Genomic DNA, 17,612 nt, shown 5'->3' on the forward strand with positions numbered 1-17,612 from the left:
GGGGTGGGGGGTGGGTGGGTGGGAGTGGAAGGGGTGACCTGGGCTGGTGGGGCGGACTAGGCTGCCGCGGCATGAGCAGTGAGATTCCGGCCCGCGCCGACGTCGTGATCGTCGGTGCCGGGCACAACGGTCTGGTCTCCGCGGTACTGCTGGCCCGCGCCGGCCTGGACGTCCTCGTGCTGGAGGCCGCCGACGTCATCGGCGGCGCGACCCGCACCGAGAACCCGTTCCCGAAGGTGCCGGGGCTGCGCCACTCCACCGGGTCGTACCTGCTCGGACTGATGCCCCCGGAACTGCTCGCCACGCTCGACGTCCGGATCCCGGTGCTGCGCCGCGACCCGCACTACTTCCTCCCCACCCCGGGCGGCCTCGGCTCGCCGTACCTGCTCTTCGGCAGTGACACCGCCGCCACCCGGGCGCAGCTCGCCGAGTTCTTCTCCCCCGCCGACGTGGCCGCCGACGACGCCATGCAGGCCGAGCTGGCCGCGCTGCGGGACGACCTCGCCCCGGCCTGGCTGGCCGAGCCGCTGAGCGTCCAGGAGACCGCCGAGCGGCACGTCCGCCCGGCGCTGCGCCAGGTCTTCGTCGACCTCGTGCAGGGCTCGGTCGCCGACTACCTGGCCCGGTTCGAGTTCCGCTCCGAGCTGCTGGTCAGCATGTACGCGGTCACCGACGGCCTGTCCGGGCTCAACGCCGGCCCGGACGATCCCGGCACCGGCCACAACTTCCTGGTGCACAACATGTGCCGACTGCCCGGCTCCGGCGGCACCTGGATGATCGCCGAGGGTGGGATGGGAACCGTCTCCCGGACCTTCGCCGAGGCCGCCCGCGCTGCCGGAGCGACAATCCTGACCGGTACGCCGGTGCACGCGGTGACAGTGGACGGCGGCGCGGCGAGCGGAGTGGTGCTCGCTGACGGTCGGGAGGTGGCCGCGCGAGTGGTGCTCGGCGCTTGTGACCCGTACCGGTTGATGGACCTGTTGCCCGACGGCGCGCTCCCGGCGCGGCTCGGCGAACGGATGGCGGCGGTCCGCCGGCCCGGCACCACCCTCAAGCTCAACCTGGCGCTCACCGGGCTGCCGCGGTTCTCCTGCCTGCCGGACGGCACGCCGAGCCCGTTCGGCTCGACCATCCACCTGCTGCCCGGGTCGGCGTCGCTGGTCGGCGGAGCGGAGACCTCGCCGATGACCGCGCTGCGCGCCATGTGGGCAGACGTGCAGGCCGGGCTGCTGCCGGCGGAGCCCACCGTCGAGTGGTACCTGCACACCACAGTCGACCCGTCGCTCTCCGACGCCGCCGGGCACCACTCGTCGGCGCTCTTCGTCCAGTCCGTCCCCTACGAGTTGGCCGGCACCACCTGGGACGCGGAGCTGCCCGGGTACGTCGACCGGCTGCTCGGGATCGTCGAGCGGTACGCCCCCGGCACCACCGACCTGATCGCCGACGCGGTGCCGCTGCCGCCGCCCGGCATCGAGGAGCACTTCGGCATCACCGGCGGGCACATCCACCACGTCGACAACACCGTCTCGTTCACCGACCGGATGCCCTACGCCACCGGCGTCGACGGTGTGTACGCCGGCAGCGCCGGCTGCCACCCGGCCGGCAGCGTCATCGGCGCGGCCGGTCACAACGCCGCCCGCCGCATCCTCACCGACCTGTCGGCCTAACCCCTAACCCTGGCCCCGGCCCCGGCCCCGGCCCCCGTTGATCATGAAGTTATTGCCCGCCGTGGCGGCGTGTCGTGACAATAACTTCATGATCAACCGGGCGGGTCAGATCACGGCCTCGCCGGCGGGGGCGGGGGTTTCCGCGTCTACTCGGTGGGCTCGCACCTTGTGGCCGACGCTCGTTAGGCAGCGGCCGCTGGGCAGGTCGAAGCGCCAGCCGTGCAACTGGCAGGTGAGCTGGTCACCGTCGACGATGCCGAAGCGGGTCAGGTCCGCCTTCAGGTGCGGGCACCGCCGCTGCACCACCCAGTCGCCCAACGTGATGTCCTCGGCGTCGGTGCTGCGCTCGTGCTCGTCGTACCAGCCCTCGGCGTACTGGAGCCGCTCCTCGGAGAGGCACTTGAAGAACGCGTAGACGAATTCGTTGTACTGGCCGATCCGGGCCGCCGAGAACCGGCAGGACAGGAAGAGCGAGTTGACCCAGTCCACCTCGTCGATGAAGAGCAGGTGCTCGATCAGCGACCGTTCGGTCCGGAACCGGTAGCGCACCTTCTCGTCCGCGTACGGCCGGACCTCCTTGCCGGGAAAGTCCACAACGATCGACTCGACGCTCTCGCCGTCATACCCCACCAGGTCGAAACGGACCGGGCCGCCGACTCCCTTGGCCAGGTAGATCGACTCGTCGAGCAGCGGCTCGATCCGACGCTTCATCTCGCCGAGCACGTTTACCTCGGGGTGCCGCCAGGACGCCTTCTCCGCCTCGATGATCGGGCGCTTGCGCTCCCGCATCTCCTCCAGGTGCGCGACCTTGTTCGCGAAGAACTCCTGCACCGGCACCGGGTGGGTGGTGCTCGCGCCCTCGGTGGTGACCTCGGCGACGCTGCCCGGCAGCAACACGATCCCGTTGGTGCCGCCGACCTTGGCGTACTCCGAGAGGAAGACGGACTGGTCGGGGAAGATGTTGCCCTCGTCGCCGTGGATGTCGTTGAACTGCCACAGGGCGTCGTCGAGGAAGCACGGCGGGCCGGCGATCGGGAAGACGTGCGACGCCTTCAGGTCGTCGATGTAGCGCCAGGTCCGGTCGAACTGCCGGTCACGCTTCTGCTTGCCGAACGCGGTCTTCGCCGCCTGCGGCAGTTCGTAGACCATCGGGTACCAGATCGCACCGGAGAACTGGAGCAGATGCGCGTGCACGTGCCCCAGCTCGGCGAAGACACTCAGGTCGGTGGGGCGGGCGTCGTTCTGGTTGAGCAGCCGCACACCCTCGTACTCGACCCAGAGCGACGAGTCGCCGATCGGCCCGTCGGTCGGGCTGGTCAACGCCTGAATCATGATCTTCAGGCCGCCGGGCAGCTCCACCACCTGCTCGTTGGGCGCCTTCAGGAACTTGGTGAAGCCCAGCGCCCGGAACTCGTCCTCCATCTCCGAGGTGGGGAACTCGGGGAGCAGGACGGTGGCGTCCTTGGAGACGAAGTCGCGCAGGTGATTCGCGTCGAAGTGGTCCCGGTGCAGGTGGGAGACGTACAGGTAGTCGACCTGACCCAGGCTCTCCCAGTCCAGCAGTGAATTGTCCGGGAACGGGAACCACGACGCGAAGTAGGCCGGATTCACCCACGGGTCGCACAGGATGCTGCCCGCGGCCGTGTCGATCCGCATGCTGGCGTGCCCGGTTCCGGTCACTCGCACCGCACAGTCCCCCTCAAACAGACAATCAGGTGTACGCCAAACGCTACCGGAGCGGGTCTGACCGCCGCCCCGCGACGCCGGTAGTGCCGTCCAGCCCAGGTGGGGCAGGGCCGATGGCCAGGAAACCCCCACCCCACCGCACCGGGTACGAGGCGTGCCAGACTAACCAAAGATCCGATCGCGAGGGAAGGACCGACAGTGGCAGGAAGCGAGCCGGTAACGTCGCCAGACCAGCACAAGCCCGGGCACCGCAAGGCCGGGCAGATCGGCGCCGTGCTGTCCGCACTGGCGCTGCTGGCGATGATCTGCGGCAACCACGAGGGCAGGGTCGAGGACATCTGGCTGATCGGCCTGGCCGCGCTGTTGCTGATCATCGTGATCGGCGACGTCGTGTTGCGGCGCAGCGGTCTGCGCTCCTGACCCTACCCACCGCCGGACGACCGGCCGACGTACGCCGAGGGCCCGCCCCCACCCGGGGGACGGGCCCTCGTCCGTATCGCCTCGGGGTCAGCGCCCGAAGAGGATGTCCTGCACGTCCTTGAGCGCGGCGTCGACCTCGGCCTCGAAGTAGCCACCCGGCACCAGGCCGAACCGGAGCGTGTCCAGGTCCTTCGGGTCGACCGGCATCGGGTTGCGGCGCTGCATGCCACCGAGCAGGGTGTCGAAGAACCGGTCCACCTGGTCGGGGTCGTACCCGCTGCCGAACCGGCGCACCTGGAAGCTACGGCGGATCTGGTCGACCCGGTACAGGTCGCTGCCGGGCGGACCGGCCATCGGCGGACCGCCCATCGGCGGGCCACCCATCGGCGGGCCGGCCACCGCCGGCGGACCGGCCATCGGCGGGCCACCCATGCCCTGCTGCGGCAGCGGAGGCGGACCGGCCGGACCACGGCGCATGTCGCGCAGATCCCGCTCCGGCATCCGGATCTCGGCCGTCATGTCGGCGCGACCGTGCCGCCCAGCCTCGAAGCCGTCAAAGCGCGGCTCCTCCGGCGGCGGCGGATAACCGCCGGGCGCGCGTTGGTCGTCGGGGCCGTACCCACCGCGTTGGTCATCCTGGCCGTAGCCAGCGGGTGAGCGCTGGTCGTCCGGGGGGCCGTACCCGCTCGGACCGGCGGGCAGGCCGCGCTGCGGCATGCCGTGGCCACCCATCGGGCCGGGGCCCATCGGGCCACCGGGACCCATCGGCGGGCCGGCCGGGCCACGTGGCGCGTCGTAACCACCGCCGCGGGGGGCGTCGTACCCACCGGCGAAGGCACCGGTCGGCTCGTCGTAGCGGCCGTAGGGCGGGCCGGCCTGCGCGGGCATCGGCCGGGGCGGCATCGGCTGCGGGACCATGCCCCGGTCGTCACGCATCGGCGGACCCATCCGGTCCGGTGGGCCCATCCGGTCACCCATCCGGGGGTCGCCACCGCGCCCCGCGCTGTTGCGCTCCTCCAGCTCGGCCAGCTGCCGCTCGACCCGGTCCAGGTGCAGGTCGACCTGCCACTCGTCGTAGCCGTTGAAGCGGACCCGGAAGACGACGTCATGAACCTCCTGGGAGGCCACCGGGGCACCGACCTGCCGGCCGTCGAGCGTCGCCTCGACCCGGTCGAGGAAGGCATCCACCTCGTCGACCTTGTATCCCCGGCGGAGCGCCTTGCGCCGGAAACGCTGACCCTGACTCGCCACTATGTCTCCTGGTCTCGTTCGCCACGCCCGGTCACGCCGGTGCCTCTCCGGCGCGGTCGGTGTTGGTGTCGTTGTCTTCGGCGGCGGCAAGCTGGCCACACGCGCCGTCGATCTCGCGACCTCGGGTGTCCCGAACTGTGGTGGACACCCCGGCGTCGCGCAACCGCCGGACGAACTCCCGCTCGACCGGCTTCGGGCTCGCGTCCCAGCGGCTGCCCGGCGTCGGATTGAGCGGAATGAGGTTCACGTGGGCCAATTTGCCGGCCAGCAGCCGCCCGAGCAGGTCGGCTCGCCACGGCTGGTCGTTCACGTCCTTGATCATCGCGTACTCGATCGACACGCGGCGGCCCGTCCGGGCGGCGTAGTCCCACGCTGCGTCCAGCACCTCGGCTACCTTCCAGCGCTGGTTTACCGGCACGAGTTCGTCGCGCAGATCATCATCGGGCGCGTGCAACGACAACGCAAGGGTCACTGAGAGGTCTTCGCTGGCCAGTCGGTGGATGGCCGGAACCAGGCCGACCGTGGAAACGGTGATGTGCCGCTGGGACAGGCCGAGCCCCTCCGGAGCCGGGCTGACCAGCCGACGGATCGCCGCGATCACCCGGTTGTAGTTGGCCAGCGGCTCGCCCATGCCCATGAAGACGACGCGCGACAGCCTCGGCGGGGAACCCGCCACCACGCCGGAGGCCGCCACCCCGGCCATGTACACCGCCTGGTCGACGATCTCCGCCGTCGACAGATTGCGGGTCAGCCCGGCCTGGCCGGTCGCGCAGAACGGACAGGCCATGCCGCAACCCGCCTGGCTGGAGATGCAGACGGTCACCCGGTCCGGGTAACCCATCAGCACGCTCTCCACCATCGCACCGTCGTGCAGCCGCCAGAGCGCCTTGCGGGTCGCGCCGTCGTCGCAGGCCAGCTCGCGCACCGGGTGGAGCAACGTCGGCAGCAACTGGTCGGCCAGCCGCTCCCGGGTCGCCGCTGGCAGATCGGTCATCGCCTGCGGGTCGCGGACCAACCGCCCGAAGTAGTGGTTGGAGACCTGCTTGGCGCGGAAGGCCGGCTCACCCAGCCCGGTAACCAACGCCTGGCGGCCGGCCAGGTCCAGGTCAGCGAGGTGCTGAGGGGGCATGGAGGCCCGGCGCGCGGCGGGGGCGACCGAGATGGCGGGGATCAAGGGCAGGCTCGTCATGGCTGGTCCAGTGTGTCACGCCGTCGGCGGCGGCTGCCGGTCCGGAGGTGTCGAACGGGCCGCGACCGCCGGAGCCGGAGGACCAGGTCGCCGTGATTCATACCTCAGCCCACCACCGGCACGAAGATCGCCAACAGCAGGTAGGCCGTCGGCACCGCGAACAGGATCGAGTCCAGTCGGTCCATCAGACCGCCGTGGCCGGGCAGCAGGTTGCTCATGTCCTTCACGCCGAGATCCCGCTTGATCATCGACTCGGCCAGGTCACCGAGGACCGCCGCGCACGAGACGGCCACCCCGAACAGCGCGCCCCACCAGGGGGCAACCTCGAACATCAGCCACAGCAGCAACGCTCCACCCAGGGCCGCCGCGGTGACCGAGCCGGCGAAGCCCTCCCAGGACTTCTTCGGGCTGATCGACGGGGCCATCGGGTGACGGCCGAAGGAGACCCCGGCCGCGTAGCCACCGGTGTCGGAGAGGACCACCCCGATCAGCGTGGCCAGGATGCGCAGGTGGCCATCGCCGGGGGCCGCCGCCAGCAACGCCGCGAAACCGGCGAGGAACGGCACGTAGACGGCGATCAGGGTGGCCGCGGTGAGATCCCGCTGGAAGCCGGCCGGCCCGTCACCCAACCGCCAGATCATGGTGCCCAGCACGGTGACCAGCAGCCCCAGGCTGAGCGCGTCCGGGCCGGCGTACCAGGCCAGACCCACTGTCAACACGCCGCCGGCGATCAGTGGCACCAGTGGCGGGTGCGCGCCGCTGCGCCGTACCGCGCGGGCCATCTCCCACATGCCGATGGCGACCGCGGCGGCGATCACCGGCAGAAAGGCCAACGGATAGACCAGCAGCGGCACCACGATCAGCGCGCCGAGGCCGAGCCCGACCCCGATCGCCGCGGGAAGGTTACGCCCGGCCCGTCCGGTGCCCACCTGCTGGGTGGCCGGTCGGTCGAGGCTGGCCCGACGTCGCCCCTTCGACCGTCGACCCGTCGTCGGAGCCTCGTCCGGCACCACGTCGGCCCGGACAGGCGCGAGCTGCTCGGTCGGGTACCCCGGGTCGTCGAAGCGGGCGGGAGGGCCGTCGAGACGGCTCGGCTCGTCGAAGCGCCCGCGGTCCGGGCCGTCGTACCGGGGCGGCCCCTCCCCCGTGGGAGGTCGGTCCGGGTAACGGTCACCGCGACCCCGGTCGTCGTACCGGTCGGGCTGGTTGCGGTCGTCGACGTGCCGGTCCCGGTCGTCGAAACGATCGTGCCGGTCCCGGTCGTCGAAGCGGTCGTCCGGGCGGGCCGGGCGGCCACGCTCGTCGTACGGGTCCGCGGGATGCGGATCGGCGTACGGCCGGGCGTGCGGGTCGGCGTACAGCTCAGGGCCGGCGGCCGGACGGCGGCTCCACTGGCCTGCCTCCAGCTCCTGGTCCGGCCAGGGCAGCGCCACCGGGCGCTCCGGCCTGTCCCAGCCGCGAGGCTCGCTGCCGTAGGGGTCGGGGTGGGACATCACGCACCGCGAAGCGGCACGAGAACCACCACATGACGCAAGACCACAAGCATCCCCTACACGTGCGATGTTCCTCGGATTGACCGCCCCGACGGTCGGTCGATCCCCGGTGTTCACCACCCGGTGGCCGGGAATCCTGCCGAGCCTACTGCACACGCCGGATCGGCACGGCGGACGAGGCACGCCCACGGACGCCACCCGGCGCCGCCGGCCCTGCGGCCAGCGACACACACCCATCCGGTACGGCAGACCACAGGTAATCCGCAGCCGTCGATCCGACTCGTCCGGTGCGCGATCGAGTACTGAGCGAACCCGCCCCGGCGTGGTCCGCTGGTGCCGCGCCGGCGCCAGCCCGCGCTCCGCAACGGGGGAAGGGCACTCACATGTACACGTTCGGTCTCGCGGTGTTGACGGTGGCCGCCATGGTCCTGGGAGCAGGGTCACCGGCCGCCGCCACCACGGCACGGACCAGGATCACCATCGACCGCCACACCAGCGAGCTGTACCCGTTCGAGCCGCCCGTCGGCGAGCCGGGAGTGACGTACCCGGCAGCAGGGGTCACCGCCACCGCCCGCAACTGCCCGGCCGGCATGGTCCTCATGTCGGCCTCGCTGGTGCAGGACGGCCTGCCGACCCTGTGGGCCACCGGGGGGCACGGCGCCGGCGAGATCCTCTGCGACGGCGGCACCGTCGAACTCGGGATGGGGTTCGCCCGGATCGCTCCCGCGCTGCACCCCGGCCGGGCCACCGCCCACTTCTCGCTGCGCGACTGGGACACCGGCGAGCAGTTCGCCGAGAGCACCAGGACCGTCTGGATCCCCTGCTGACCTATGGAACGAGGCTCGTTCCCGACGTCGGGAACGAGCCTCGCAGCATGGGTCACACCTCGAGCAGTTCGGTTTCCTTGTGCTTCACCAGGTCGTCGACGCTGGCAACGTACCGCTGGGTCAGGTCGTCGAGTTCCTTCTCGGCGCGGCGACCGTCGTCCTCGCCGGCCTCGCCGTCCTTGACGATCCGGTCCAGCTCTTCCTTGCCACGGCGGCGGACGTTGCGGATCGCCACCTTGGCCTCCTCGCCCTTGTGCCGAGCCACCTTGATCATGTCGCGGCGCCGTTCCTCGGTCATCTGCGGGAGCAGGATGCGCAGCTGGTTGCCCTCGTTGTTCGGGTTCACCCCGAGGTCCGAGTCGCGGATCGCCTTCTCCATGGCGTTGATCTGCGAGTTGTCGTACGGCTTGATGATGGCCATCCGCGGCTCGGGGACCGCGATGGACGCCATCTGCGTCAGCGGCGTGGGCGTGCCGTAGTAGTCGATGATGACCTTGGAGAACATGGCGGCGTTGGCGCGACCGGTACGGATGGCGCCGAACTCCTCCTTGGCGTGCTCGACCGCACGCTCCATCTTCTCCTCGGCCTCGAGGAGGGTGTCGTCGATCACCGGTCTCCTCGCCTCCTTCTGTGCTCGTGGTGGGCTCTGCTGAAAGTCGTCAGACCCGCTGTCGTCGTCGCCGGTCGGCGGGACTCAGGCGGTGATCAGGGTGCCGATCTTGTCGCCACCCACCGCGCGGATGATGGTGTCGTCACCCTGCGCGCCAAAGACCAGCATCGGCAGGCCGTTCTCCATGCAGAGGCTGAACGCCGCCGCGTCGGCCACCCGCAGGTTGCGGCGCAGCGCCTCGGAGAAGGTGATCGAGTCGAGCTTGCTGGCGGTGGGGTCGATCCGCGGGTCGGCGGTGTAGACGCCGTCCACGCCGTTCTTGCTCATCAGCACCACGTCGGCCCGGATCTCCAGCGCCCGCTGGGCGGCCACCGTGTCCGTGGAGAAGTACGGCATTCCGGCGCCCGCGCCGAAGATGACCACGCGGCCCTTCTCCAGGTGCCGGATGGCCCGCAGCGGGATGTACGGCTCGGCGACCTGGGCCATCGTGATGGCGCTCTGCACCCTGGTCTCGATGCCCTCCTTCTCCAGGAAGTCCTGGAGCGCGAGGCAGTTCATCACGGTGCCGAGCATGCCCATGTAGTCGGCGCGGGCCCGGTCCATCCCACGCTTCTGCAGCTCCGCGCCGCGGAAGAAGTTGCCTCCGCCGACCACCACGGAGACCTGCACGCCGCGGCGGACCACTGTGGCGATCTGCCGGGCGATGGCCTGGACGACGTCCGGGTCGACGCCGATCGCGCCGCCACCGAAGACCTCACCGGAGAGCTTCAGCACCACCCGGCGGGCACGCCCCGGCGGCGGTGCCGTCGGATCATCCAGCTCCAGCGTCCGGTCACTCACAACCTGCGTCATCCGCCCCGCCCTTCCCCACGCGCACGCCCCGTGCGGCGCGTACCGCGAACCTGCCGCTGCCGACCCTATGTGACGAGGAGGCCGCGGTGCCTGTCACGTACACCGGCGGCCTCCTCGTTGATGTCTCCTGCCCACGGGCGCCAGCGGCGCCCGGTGGCGGCTCAGGCCTGGCCGACCTCGAACCGCACGAAGCGGGTGACCTCGATGCCGGCCTCGGCCAGCAGCTGCTTCACCGACTTCTTGTTGTCAGAGACGGACGACTGCTCGATCAGGACGAAGTCCTTGAAGAAGGAGTTGACCCGACCCTCGATGATCTTCGGCAGAGCCGCCTCAGGCTTGTTCTCCTCGCGGGCGGTCTGCTCGGCGATGCGCCGCTCGGACTCGACGACCTCAGCCGGAACCTCGTCCCGGGTGAGGTACTTCGGCCGCATCGCGGCGATCTGCATGGCAACACCCCGGGCGTCGGCGTCGCCGGCCTCGTCGGTCTTGCCGGTGTACGACACCAGCACGCCAACGGCCGGCGGCAGGTCCTGGGCCTTGCGGTGCAGGTAGACGGCGGTGGTGCCCTCGACCCGGGCGAACCGGTTGAGTACCAGCTTCTCGCCGATCTTGGCGGACTGCTCCTGGATCAGGTCCGCGATGACCTTGCCGTCGAGCTCGCTGGCGAGCAGCTCCTCGGCGGAGTTCACGCCGGCGCGCTCACCGTGCTCGACCAGCTGCTGGCCCAGCGCGATGAACGACTCGGTCTTGGCGACGAAGTCGGTCTCGCAGTTGAGCTCGAGCAGCGCCTTGCCGGAGTGGGCGACCAGACCGTTCGCGGCCGTACGGCCGGCCCGCTTGCCGACGTCCTTGGCGCCCTTGACGCGCAGGATCTCGACGGCCTTGTCGAAGTCGCCCTCGGCCTCGGTCAGCGCCTTCTTGCTGTCCATCATGCCGGCGCCGGTGAGGTCGCGGAGCTTCTTGACGTCCGCGGCGGTGATTTGGGACATGGCTCTCTCTTCGGTGTTGAGACGGCGTGTGGATGGTCAGAGGTGCCGGTTACCCGGATCCGGGCGGATCGTGCCCGGCGTACCGTCGCTGCCCGCCGTTCGCGAAAACGGACGGCGGGGCAGCGACGGTGCGATCACTCCGCGGTGGCGGCCGCCGGCTGCTCGGTGGCGGCCTGCGCCGGCTGCTCCGGGGTGGCGGGCTGCTCGGCGGCGGCAGCGGCGGGCTGCTCGGCCGGCGCGGCCGCGGCGGCCGGAGCGGCCGACTCGTCGGCCTTCTTCGGCTCGAGCAGCTCGCGCTCCCACTCGGTCAGCGGCTCGTCGCTCGCGACGCCCTCGGGCTTCTCGTCGTTGCCCCGGCGACGGCCGGAACGCGCGATCAGACCATCCGCGACGGCGGCGGCGACGACCTTGGTCAGCAGCTCCGCCGAGCGGATCGCGTCGTCGTTACCCGGGATCGGGAAGTCGACCTCGTCCGGGTCACAGTTGGTGTCCAGCACCGCGATCACCGGGATGCCCAGCTTGCGGGCCTCGTCGACGGCGATGTGCTCCTTCTTGGTGTCGACGATCCAGACCGCGGCGGGAAGCTTCTGCATGTCCCGCAGGCCACCGAGGGTGCGGGTCAGCTTGATCTTCTCGCGGGAGAGCTGCAGGGTCTCCTTCTTGGTGTACCCGGCGGCAGTGCCGCTGAGGTCACCCAGGCCCTCCAGCTCCTTCATCCGCTGGAGCCGCTTGTAAACGGTCTGGAAGTTGGTCAGCATGCCACCGAGCCAGCGGTGGTTGACGTACGGCTGGCCGACCCGGGTCGCCTGGTCGGCAATCGCCTCCTGGGCCTGCTTCTTGGTGCCGACGAACAGGATGCTGCCACCCTCGGCGACGGTCCCACGCACGAACTCGTACGCCTTCTCGATGTACTCGAGGGTCTGGCGCAGGTCGATGATGTAGATGCCGTTGCGCTCGGTCATGATGAAGCGCTTCATCTTCGGGTTCCAGCGCCGGGTCTGGTGCCCGAAGTGGACACCGCTCTCCAGCAGCTGACGCATGGTCACGACGGCCATGGTTGGGGTACTCCTCAAGGTCCCTGGTTGTCACGCCCGGCCGGTGGCCGGGCGTCCTGGCGCCTGGTCGCCGACCCATGGTGGACCCGATCAAGATCGGGACCAGGGAGGCCGTCGCTCCACGACGATTCGTGAAGAGGGCGCGCGAGGTCGACCGCCGAGGCGGTCGCCAGTTGGCCAGTGTACGCCCTTCGCCCGTTCAGCCGCCCCGGGGTGCGCGCGGCGTGCTGCTCCGCGCTCAGCCGCTCGCCTGCCCGGCCGCGCGCCCGCGCGCTCAGCCGCTCGCCTGCCCGGCCGCGCGCCCGCGCGCCTGGCCGCGCGCCGGCGCGCCCGCGCGCCTGCTTGATCGCGCGCGTTGCCGGGAAGATCGCGCTGGTTCGTGGAAATAGTGGCCTCCGCGTCGCCGGAGGCCACTATTTCCTGGTTGTTGTCCGAACCATCAGCGCGCGACAGGCTGGTGGCGGGTCAGACGGGCCGGCGGGCCGGGCCGGGTCAGCCGGCAGCGAGCGCGGCGGCCACGAAGAGCACCAGGCCGACGGTCAGGTAGGCCGTCGGTGGGCGCAACCAGCCCCGACCGTTGTCGGCGAGCGCCAGACCTCCGGTTCGTAGCCCGTACAGCCCGGTCGCGAAGATCGGCAGACCGGCGACCAGGGCGATACCCGCCACCACGTTCCCGGCGTCCACCGGGTCGCCGGTCACGCCCGCCAGCAGCACCCGCAACGCGGGAACCTCGAAGACCAACACCAGCAGGGCGAAGAGTACGGCCAGCACCGGTCGACGGGTCCGATAGACGCCGTCGGCGGCCGGCGGATACACCGGCGGCTCACCTGCGGGCAGGTCGGGTCGCGGGCCGATCCCGGGCATCGGACCGGTCGGCATCTCCAGCGGGTGCGGAGTGTCGCCGCCACCCCGGGTCGGCTCGATGATCGGGTACCCACCGAGCGGAGCGGGACGAGCCTGGTCGGCGAGCACGCCGGCCGGCGCTGTCGACGTGCTGTCGCGGGACGTCTCCGGCGCCGCGCTGGTCACCGGAGATCCCGCCGTGGCCGTCTCGCGGGCGGCGCGGCGTCCGGGCAGCTCACCGGAGGTCTCCGACGGGTCCCGGTCCGCCCGACGCGATCGGGTGGCCCGGTAACCGTCCGCCTCCGGCCGCGCGCCGCCCAACGGGTCGACAGCGCCGAAACGGCCCGAATCAGCCTCGCTCGCCCCGAACCGACCGGTCTGATCGTCCAGGGCGCCGAAGCGACCCGAGTCCGACTCCGGCGTACCGAAGCGGCTCGTGTCCACCGCGCTCAGGCGACCCGAGTCCGACTCGGGCGTACCAAAGCGACCCCCGTCCACCGCGCTCAGGCGACCCGAGTCCGACTCCGGCGTACCGAAGCGGCCCGCGTCCACCGCACTCAGGCGACCCGAGTCCGACTCGGGCGCACCGAAGCGACCCCCGTCCACGGCGCTCAGGCGACCCGAATCCGGCTCGGGCGTACCGAAGCGGCCCGCGTCGACGGCGCCGAAGCGTCCCGAGTCCGGCTCGCGGCGGCGGCCGACTCCCGTGTCCTCGACGGAGCGGCCGTCTTCCGCACCACGCTGCTCGGGGATCTCGCCGTCCCGGTACCGCGGTTCGCCCGCGCCGCGCCACTCCGAATCGCCGTAACCGCGACCCCGCTCGTCGGGGTACCAGCGCGACTCCTGATCTTCCGGAAAACTCCGTCGTCCGTCCACGTCAGGCACCGTATGCGACCGGCCACGCCCGCGCCATTTCAGCCCGGCGGACGCCGTCAATCGACCAAGCCAGCGCGGTCGCACGATTCAGTACCGGTTGCACGGCCACAGACCTGGCACCTGTTCGTGAGCGCCATTGCGTGGGCCATCTTGCGCGATCTTGCACTTACTGTGCCGGCATAGGGGGCATACCACTCATTTCAACTACCGAAACTGCAAGATCGGCGCAGGGGGTGTCCTTGGGCCGCCTGGGCGATTGCTGCGCGGGTTCGGTGGGAGGCCGTAGCACAGGGCGGGCGTGATCATCCGGTTGTCCACAGCACCCCCGTTGTCCACAGGTGGGCCGTTGCCGGGTCGCGGCGATCACCCTCCGGAGGGCACCGTGCCGGCCATGACGAAGCGGAACCAGGCGGTTGGCGCGTACGGCGAGCAATGTGCGGCCCGGCACCTGACCGAGGCGGGGCTGCGCCCGATCGCCCGAAACTGGCGTTGCCCGGCCGGGGAGATCGACATCATCGCGTGGGACGGGCCCGTGCTCGCCTTCTGCGAGGTGAAGACCCGACGGGGTGAGAGCTTCGGTACCCCGGCCGAGGCGGTCGTGCCGGCCAAGGCCCGCCGGCTGCGAGGGCTCGCCGCGCGGTGGCTGACCGAGACCGGTACGACCGCCGAGGAGGTGCGTTTCGACGTGCTGTCGGTACGGCTGCCCCACGCCGGTCCAGCGCAGGTCGACCACCTCAAGGGCGCGTTCTGACATGCGTATCGGGAAGATCGGTGACGCGCCGTGAGCTACGCGAAGGTGCTCTGCGTGGGGCTGGTCGGGGTGACCGGCCACCTCGTCGAGGTGGAGGCCGACCTGGCCGCCGGCCTGCCGGCGGTGGTGATCTCCGGTCTGCCGGACACCGCCCTGCACGAGGCCCGTGACCGGGTCCGCGCGGCCGTTGTCAACTCCGGCCAGCGCTGGCCCAACCGGCGGATCACCCTCAACCTGCTGCCCGCCACGCTGCCGAAGTTCGGGTCGGCCTTCGATCTGGCCATCGCCGCAGCGCTGCTGGGCGGCTCGGGTGAACTGCCGTTGCTCCCACTGGAGGGGGTGGTGGTCCTCGGCGAGTTGGGGCTCGACGGGACGGTCCGGCCGGTGCGCGGCGTACTCCCGATGGTCGCCGCCGCAGCCCAGGCCGGCATCGCGCGGGTGATCGTCCCGGTCGGCAACGCCGCCGAGGCCGCCGTCATCCCCGGGGTACGGGTGCGAGCGGTGGACACCCTGCACCGGCTCGTCGCGTTCGTTCGGGACGGAACGCCGCTGATCGAACCACCGGCGGACATCCCGGAGCCGCCGGCCGGTGGGCCGGATCTCGCCGACGTCGCCGGGCAGCAGTTGGGTCGGCGCGCCCTGGAGGTCGCCGCGGCCGGCGGGCACCACGTGGCACTGCTCGGCCCACCGGGCGCCGGCAAGACGATGCTCGCCGAACGGCTGCCGTCGATCCTGCCCGAGCTGGACGACGACGCGGCGCTGGAGGTCACCGCGCTGCACTCGGTCGCCGGGCTGCTGCCGCCGGGTGGTCGGCTGCTGCGGCGCCCACCGTTCCAGGCGCCGCACCACACCGCGACAGTGCCGTCGCTGGTCGGGGGCGGCTCGGGGCTGGCCCGACCCGGCGCGGTGTCGCTCGCGCATCGCGGGGTGCTCTTCCTGGATGAGGCTCCCGAATTCAGCAAGGGTGCGCTGGAGGCGCTGCGCCAGCCGCTGGAGCACGGCCGCATCCAGCTGAGCCGCAGCGGAGGCGGCACCGTGTATCCGGCCCGCACCCAGTTGGTGCTGGCGGCCAACCCGTGTCCGTGCGCGAAGCCGGCCGGCGACGCGCACTGCGAGTGCTCGCCGCTGGTTCGCCGCCGCTACCTGGGAAGGCTCTCCGGGCCGCTGCTCGACCGGATCGACGTCCAGGTGCGGCTGATGCCGGTGCGGGCGGCCGAGCTGATGGCGACCGACGGCGATGTCGAGCCCTCGGCGACGGTCGCCGCCCGGGTGGCGGCGGCCCGGCAGGCGGCGGCCAGCCGCTGGGCCGGCCTCGGCCGACGGCTCAACGCCGAGGTGGAAGGGCCGCACCTGCGCCGACCGCCGTGGCGGCTGCCGGCCCGGGTCACCGTGGAGCTGCGGGGCCGGCTCGACTCCGGCTCGCTGTCGGCGCGCGGCTTCGACCGGGTGATCCGGATGGCCTGGACCATCGCCGATCTGGACGGTCGCGACCGACCTGACCAGGACGACGTCCGGGAGGCACTTCAACTACGGACGGGGGAGGCGGCGTGAGCGCCGAGGAGGAACGAAGGCTGGCCCGGGTCGCCCTGACCTGGTTGGCGGAGCCGGGCACGCGCGCGGTGCATCACCTGGTCGAACGGCACGGCCCGGTGGCGACACTGGATCTGCTGCTCGACGGCGGCAGCCCGAGCGGTTGGCTGCACACCACTGTCGCGGCACGCTCGGCGGCCGGCGACGTGCGAGCGGTGGCCGCGGAAGCCCTGGAACGGGGGGACCGCCTGGGTGCCCGGCTGGTCACGCCGGACGACGAGGAGTGGCCGGCCCAGGTCGCCAGCCTGGCCGCGATGCGGCTACCGGACGTCAGCCGCCGGGTGGACGGTGAGACCGCCCCGCCGCTCTGCTTCTGGGTACGCGGGAGCTGGCCGCTCGGTGAGGCTCTGGATCGCTCGGTGGCCGTGGTGGGGGCGCGGGCGGCGACCGGTTACGGGCAGCACGTCGCGACCGAGCTGGGGTACGGCCTGGCCGAGCGGGACTGGACGGTCGTGTCCGGTGGCGCGTTCGGCATCGACGCCGCCGCCCACCGGGGCGCACTCACCGCGGGCGGTCTGACCGTCGCGGTGCTCGCCTGCGGGCTGGACCGTCCGTACCCGATGGGCAACGCCGCCCTCTTCGACCGGATCGCCGAGACGGGGCTGTTGGTCAGCGAGTGGCCGCCCGGTGCCGAGCCGCTGCGGCCCCGGTTCCTGATCCGCAACCGGGTGATCGCCGCAGGCACCCGGGGCACCGTCGTGGTGGAGGCGTCGGCGCGCAGTGGCGCGACGCAGACCGCGCGGCGAGCCATTCACGCCAATCGGGTGGCCATGGTGGTGCCGGGCCCGGTGACCTCGGCGATGTCCGTCGGTGCCCACGAGTTCCTGCGCGAGTTCCCCGACAAGGCCCGGCTGGTCACCGGGGTGGCGCACGTGCTGGAGGAGGTGGGTCGGATCGGCGCGGACCTGGCCCCGCCAGCGCGTGGACCGCAGCGGGCCACCGACGCGCTGGACGACGACACGCGGTCGCTGCTGGAGGCTCTGCCCCGCCGAGGCGCGATGGGCGTGGACCGGCTCTCCGCCCGCGCGGGCGTCGACCTACGGACCGCGTTGCGCAAGCTGTCTCTGCTGGAGGAGCTGTCCATGGTGGTCCGTCGCGATGACGGCTACGCCCTCGCCCCACCCGCCAAACCCGAGCGAGCGGCGGCGTCCGGTCGAGCTGTTACCTGAGCGGATGCGTGACCGCCACCCCGGCCGGGGTGGCCGTCCGGATGCCCGTACCTCTCACGGCCGGAATCCGGCCGGCCGCTCGCGGTCGGGGTCCCGGCCAGCCGGTACTGCCGGTACCGTGCCCGGTCATGGGTGCAATCAAGCCGTGGCACATCAGCGTGCTCTGCTGTCTCGTCGTGACCGCCGTGCTCGTTGTCGGCTTGCTCGTCTTCCTGAGCAAGAGGAACAACCGCCGATAGTCGGGGGTGGACACCGGCGCCGTCGTGTCCCGTGGCGGCGGCGGGCCGGCCGTAGGCTGGTGCCGTGTCAGCCGTCAGTGAGGGTGCCGGGGCCGAGGAACCGGC

At 71.7% G+C, this 17,612-nt stretch carries 15 protein-coding genes; 6 read left to right on the forward strand and 9 right to left on the reverse strand.

Going from position 1 to position 17,612, the window contains the following annotated elements; all coding sequences use genetic code 11:
* The first annotated feature begins 71 nt into the window (after positions 1-71).
* A complete protein-coding gene (locus tag OG992_RS13680) occupies positions 72-1,667 on the forward strand; it encodes an NAD(P)/FAD-dependent oxidoreductase (protein ID WP_266303407.1) in 1,596 nt (531 codons plus the stop codon).
* 105 nt (positions 1,668-1,772) lie between these two features.
* Here the strand turns inward: OG992_RS13680 and OG992_RS13685 are convergent, their stop codons facing one another.
* The gene (locus OG992_RS13685; protein WP_266303408.1) at positions 1,773-3,353 is read right to left on the reverse strand and encodes a Rieske 2Fe-2S domain-containing protein; all 1,581 of its coding nucleotides are present in this window, start codon (positions 3,351-3,353) and stop codon (positions 1,773-1,775) included.
* A 198-nt stretch (positions 3,354-3,551) separates the two neighbouring features.
* On the opposite strand from OG992_RS13685, the gene OG992_RS13690 reads away from it, so the two are divergent.
* The gene (locus OG992_RS13690) at positions 3,552-3,773 is read left to right on the forward strand and encodes a DUF2631 domain-containing protein (protein ID WP_091400308.1); all 222 of its coding nucleotides are present in this window, start codon (positions 3,552-3,554) and stop codon (positions 3,771-3,773) included.
* An 87-nt stretch (positions 3,774-3,860) separates the two neighbouring features.
* Here OG992_RS13690 and OG992_RS13695 read toward each other — a convergent pair whose 3' ends face one another.
* From OG992_RS13695 to OG992_RS13705, 3 genes are all read right to left on the reverse strand, one after another.
* Positions 3,861-5,024, reverse strand: coding sequence for a DivIVA domain-containing protein (locus OG992_RS13695; RefSeq protein ID WP_238686871.1), 1,164 nt, complete (start codon positions 5,022-5,024; stop codon positions 3,861-3,863).
* A gap of 31 nt (positions 5,025-5,055) precedes the next feature.
* Positions 5,056-6,213 (reverse strand): 23S rRNA (adenine(2503)-C(2))-methyltransferase RlmN, encoded by a 1,158-nt coding sequence (gene rlmN, locus OG992_RS13700; RefSeq protein WP_266303409.1) that lies wholly within the window; start codon positions 6,211-6,213, stop codon positions 5,056-5,058.
* 104 nt (positions 6,214-6,317) lie between these two features.
* Entirely contained in the window at positions 6,318-7,706 is a 1,389-nt protein-coding gene (locus OG992_RS13705; RefSeq protein ID WP_238686873.1) for a phosphatidate cytidylyltransferase, read from the reverse strand.
* A 383-nt stretch (positions 7,707-8,089) separates the two neighbouring features.
* Between OG992_RS13705 and OG992_RS13710 the strand changes: the two genes are divergently transcribed.
* The gene (locus OG992_RS13710) at positions 8,090-8,533 is read left to right on the forward strand and encodes a hypothetical protein (protein WP_238686874.1); all 444 of its coding nucleotides are present in this window, start codon (positions 8,090-8,092) and stop codon (positions 8,531-8,533) included.
* Positions 8,534-8,585: 52 nt separating this feature from the next.
* Here OG992_RS13710 and frr read toward each other — a convergent pair whose 3' ends face one another.
* From frr to OG992_RS13735, 5 genes are all read right to left on the reverse strand, one after another.
* Complete coding sequence (frr, locus tag OG992_RS13715) at positions 8,586-9,143, reverse strand: ribosome recycling factor (protein ID WP_203149044.1); 558 nt, start codon at positions 9,141-9,143, stop codon at positions 8,586-8,588.
* Between the two features lie 84 nt (positions 9,144-9,227).
* Positions 9,228-9,995: a UMP kinase gene (gene pyrH / locus OG992_RS13720; protein ID WP_030487501.1), complete on the reverse strand. Its 768-nt coding sequence runs from the start codon at positions 9,993-9,995 to the stop codon at positions 9,228-9,230.
* A 161-nt stretch (positions 9,996-10,156) separates the two neighbouring features.
* On the reverse strand, positions 10,157-10,984 hold the full coding sequence (tsf, locus tag OG992_RS13725; RefSeq protein ID WP_091400300.1) for a translation elongation factor Ts: 828 nt from the start codon (positions 10,982-10,984) through the stop codon (positions 10,157-10,159).
* Positions 10,985-11,118: 134 nt separating this feature from the next.
* On the reverse strand, positions 11,119-12,039 hold the full coding sequence (gene rpsB, locus OG992_RS13730; protein ID WP_238686875.1) for a 30S ribosomal protein S2: 921 nt from the start codon (positions 12,037-12,039) through the stop codon (positions 11,119-11,121).
* Between the two features lie 492 nt (positions 12,040-12,531).
* Positions 12,532-13,758: a hypothetical protein gene (locus tag OG992_RS13735; RefSeq protein ID WP_266303410.1), complete on the reverse strand. Its 1,227-nt coding sequence runs from the start codon at positions 13,756-13,758 to the stop codon at positions 12,532-12,534.
* Between the two features lie 391 nt (positions 13,759-14,149).
* Here OG992_RS13735 and OG992_RS13740 point away from each other — a divergent pair, with 391 nt between their 5' ends.
* From OG992_RS13740 to dprA, 3 genes are read left to right on the forward strand one after another with little or no spacing between them, the layout of a single operon-like run.
* Complete coding sequence (locus OG992_RS13740) at positions 14,150-14,509, forward strand: YraN family protein (RefSeq protein ID WP_238686877.1); 360 nt, start codon at positions 14,150-14,152, stop codon at positions 14,507-14,509.
* A 30-nt stretch (positions 14,510-14,539) separates the two neighbouring features.
* A complete protein-coding gene (locus tag OG992_RS13745; protein ID WP_266303411.1) occupies positions 14,540-16,060 on the forward strand; it encodes a YifB family Mg chelatase-like AAA ATPase in 1,521 nt (506 codons plus the stop codon).
* A complete protein-coding gene (dprA, locus tag OG992_RS13750; RefSeq protein ID WP_266303412.1) occupies positions 16,057-17,268 on the forward strand; it encodes a DNA-processing protein DprA in 1,212 nt (403 codons plus the stop codon). Before OG992_RS13745 ends, dprA begins: the two co-directional genes overlap by 4 nt.
* The last annotated feature ends 344 nt before the right edge of the window (positions 17,269-17,612 follow it).

Origin of the sequence: Micromonospora sp. NBC_00362, assembly GCF_026342155.1 — a bacterium.
In the GTDB taxonomy this organism is placed as follows: domain Bacteria; phylum Actinomycetota; class Actinomycetes; order Mycobacteriales; family Micromonosporaceae; genus Micromonospora; species Micromonospora hortensis.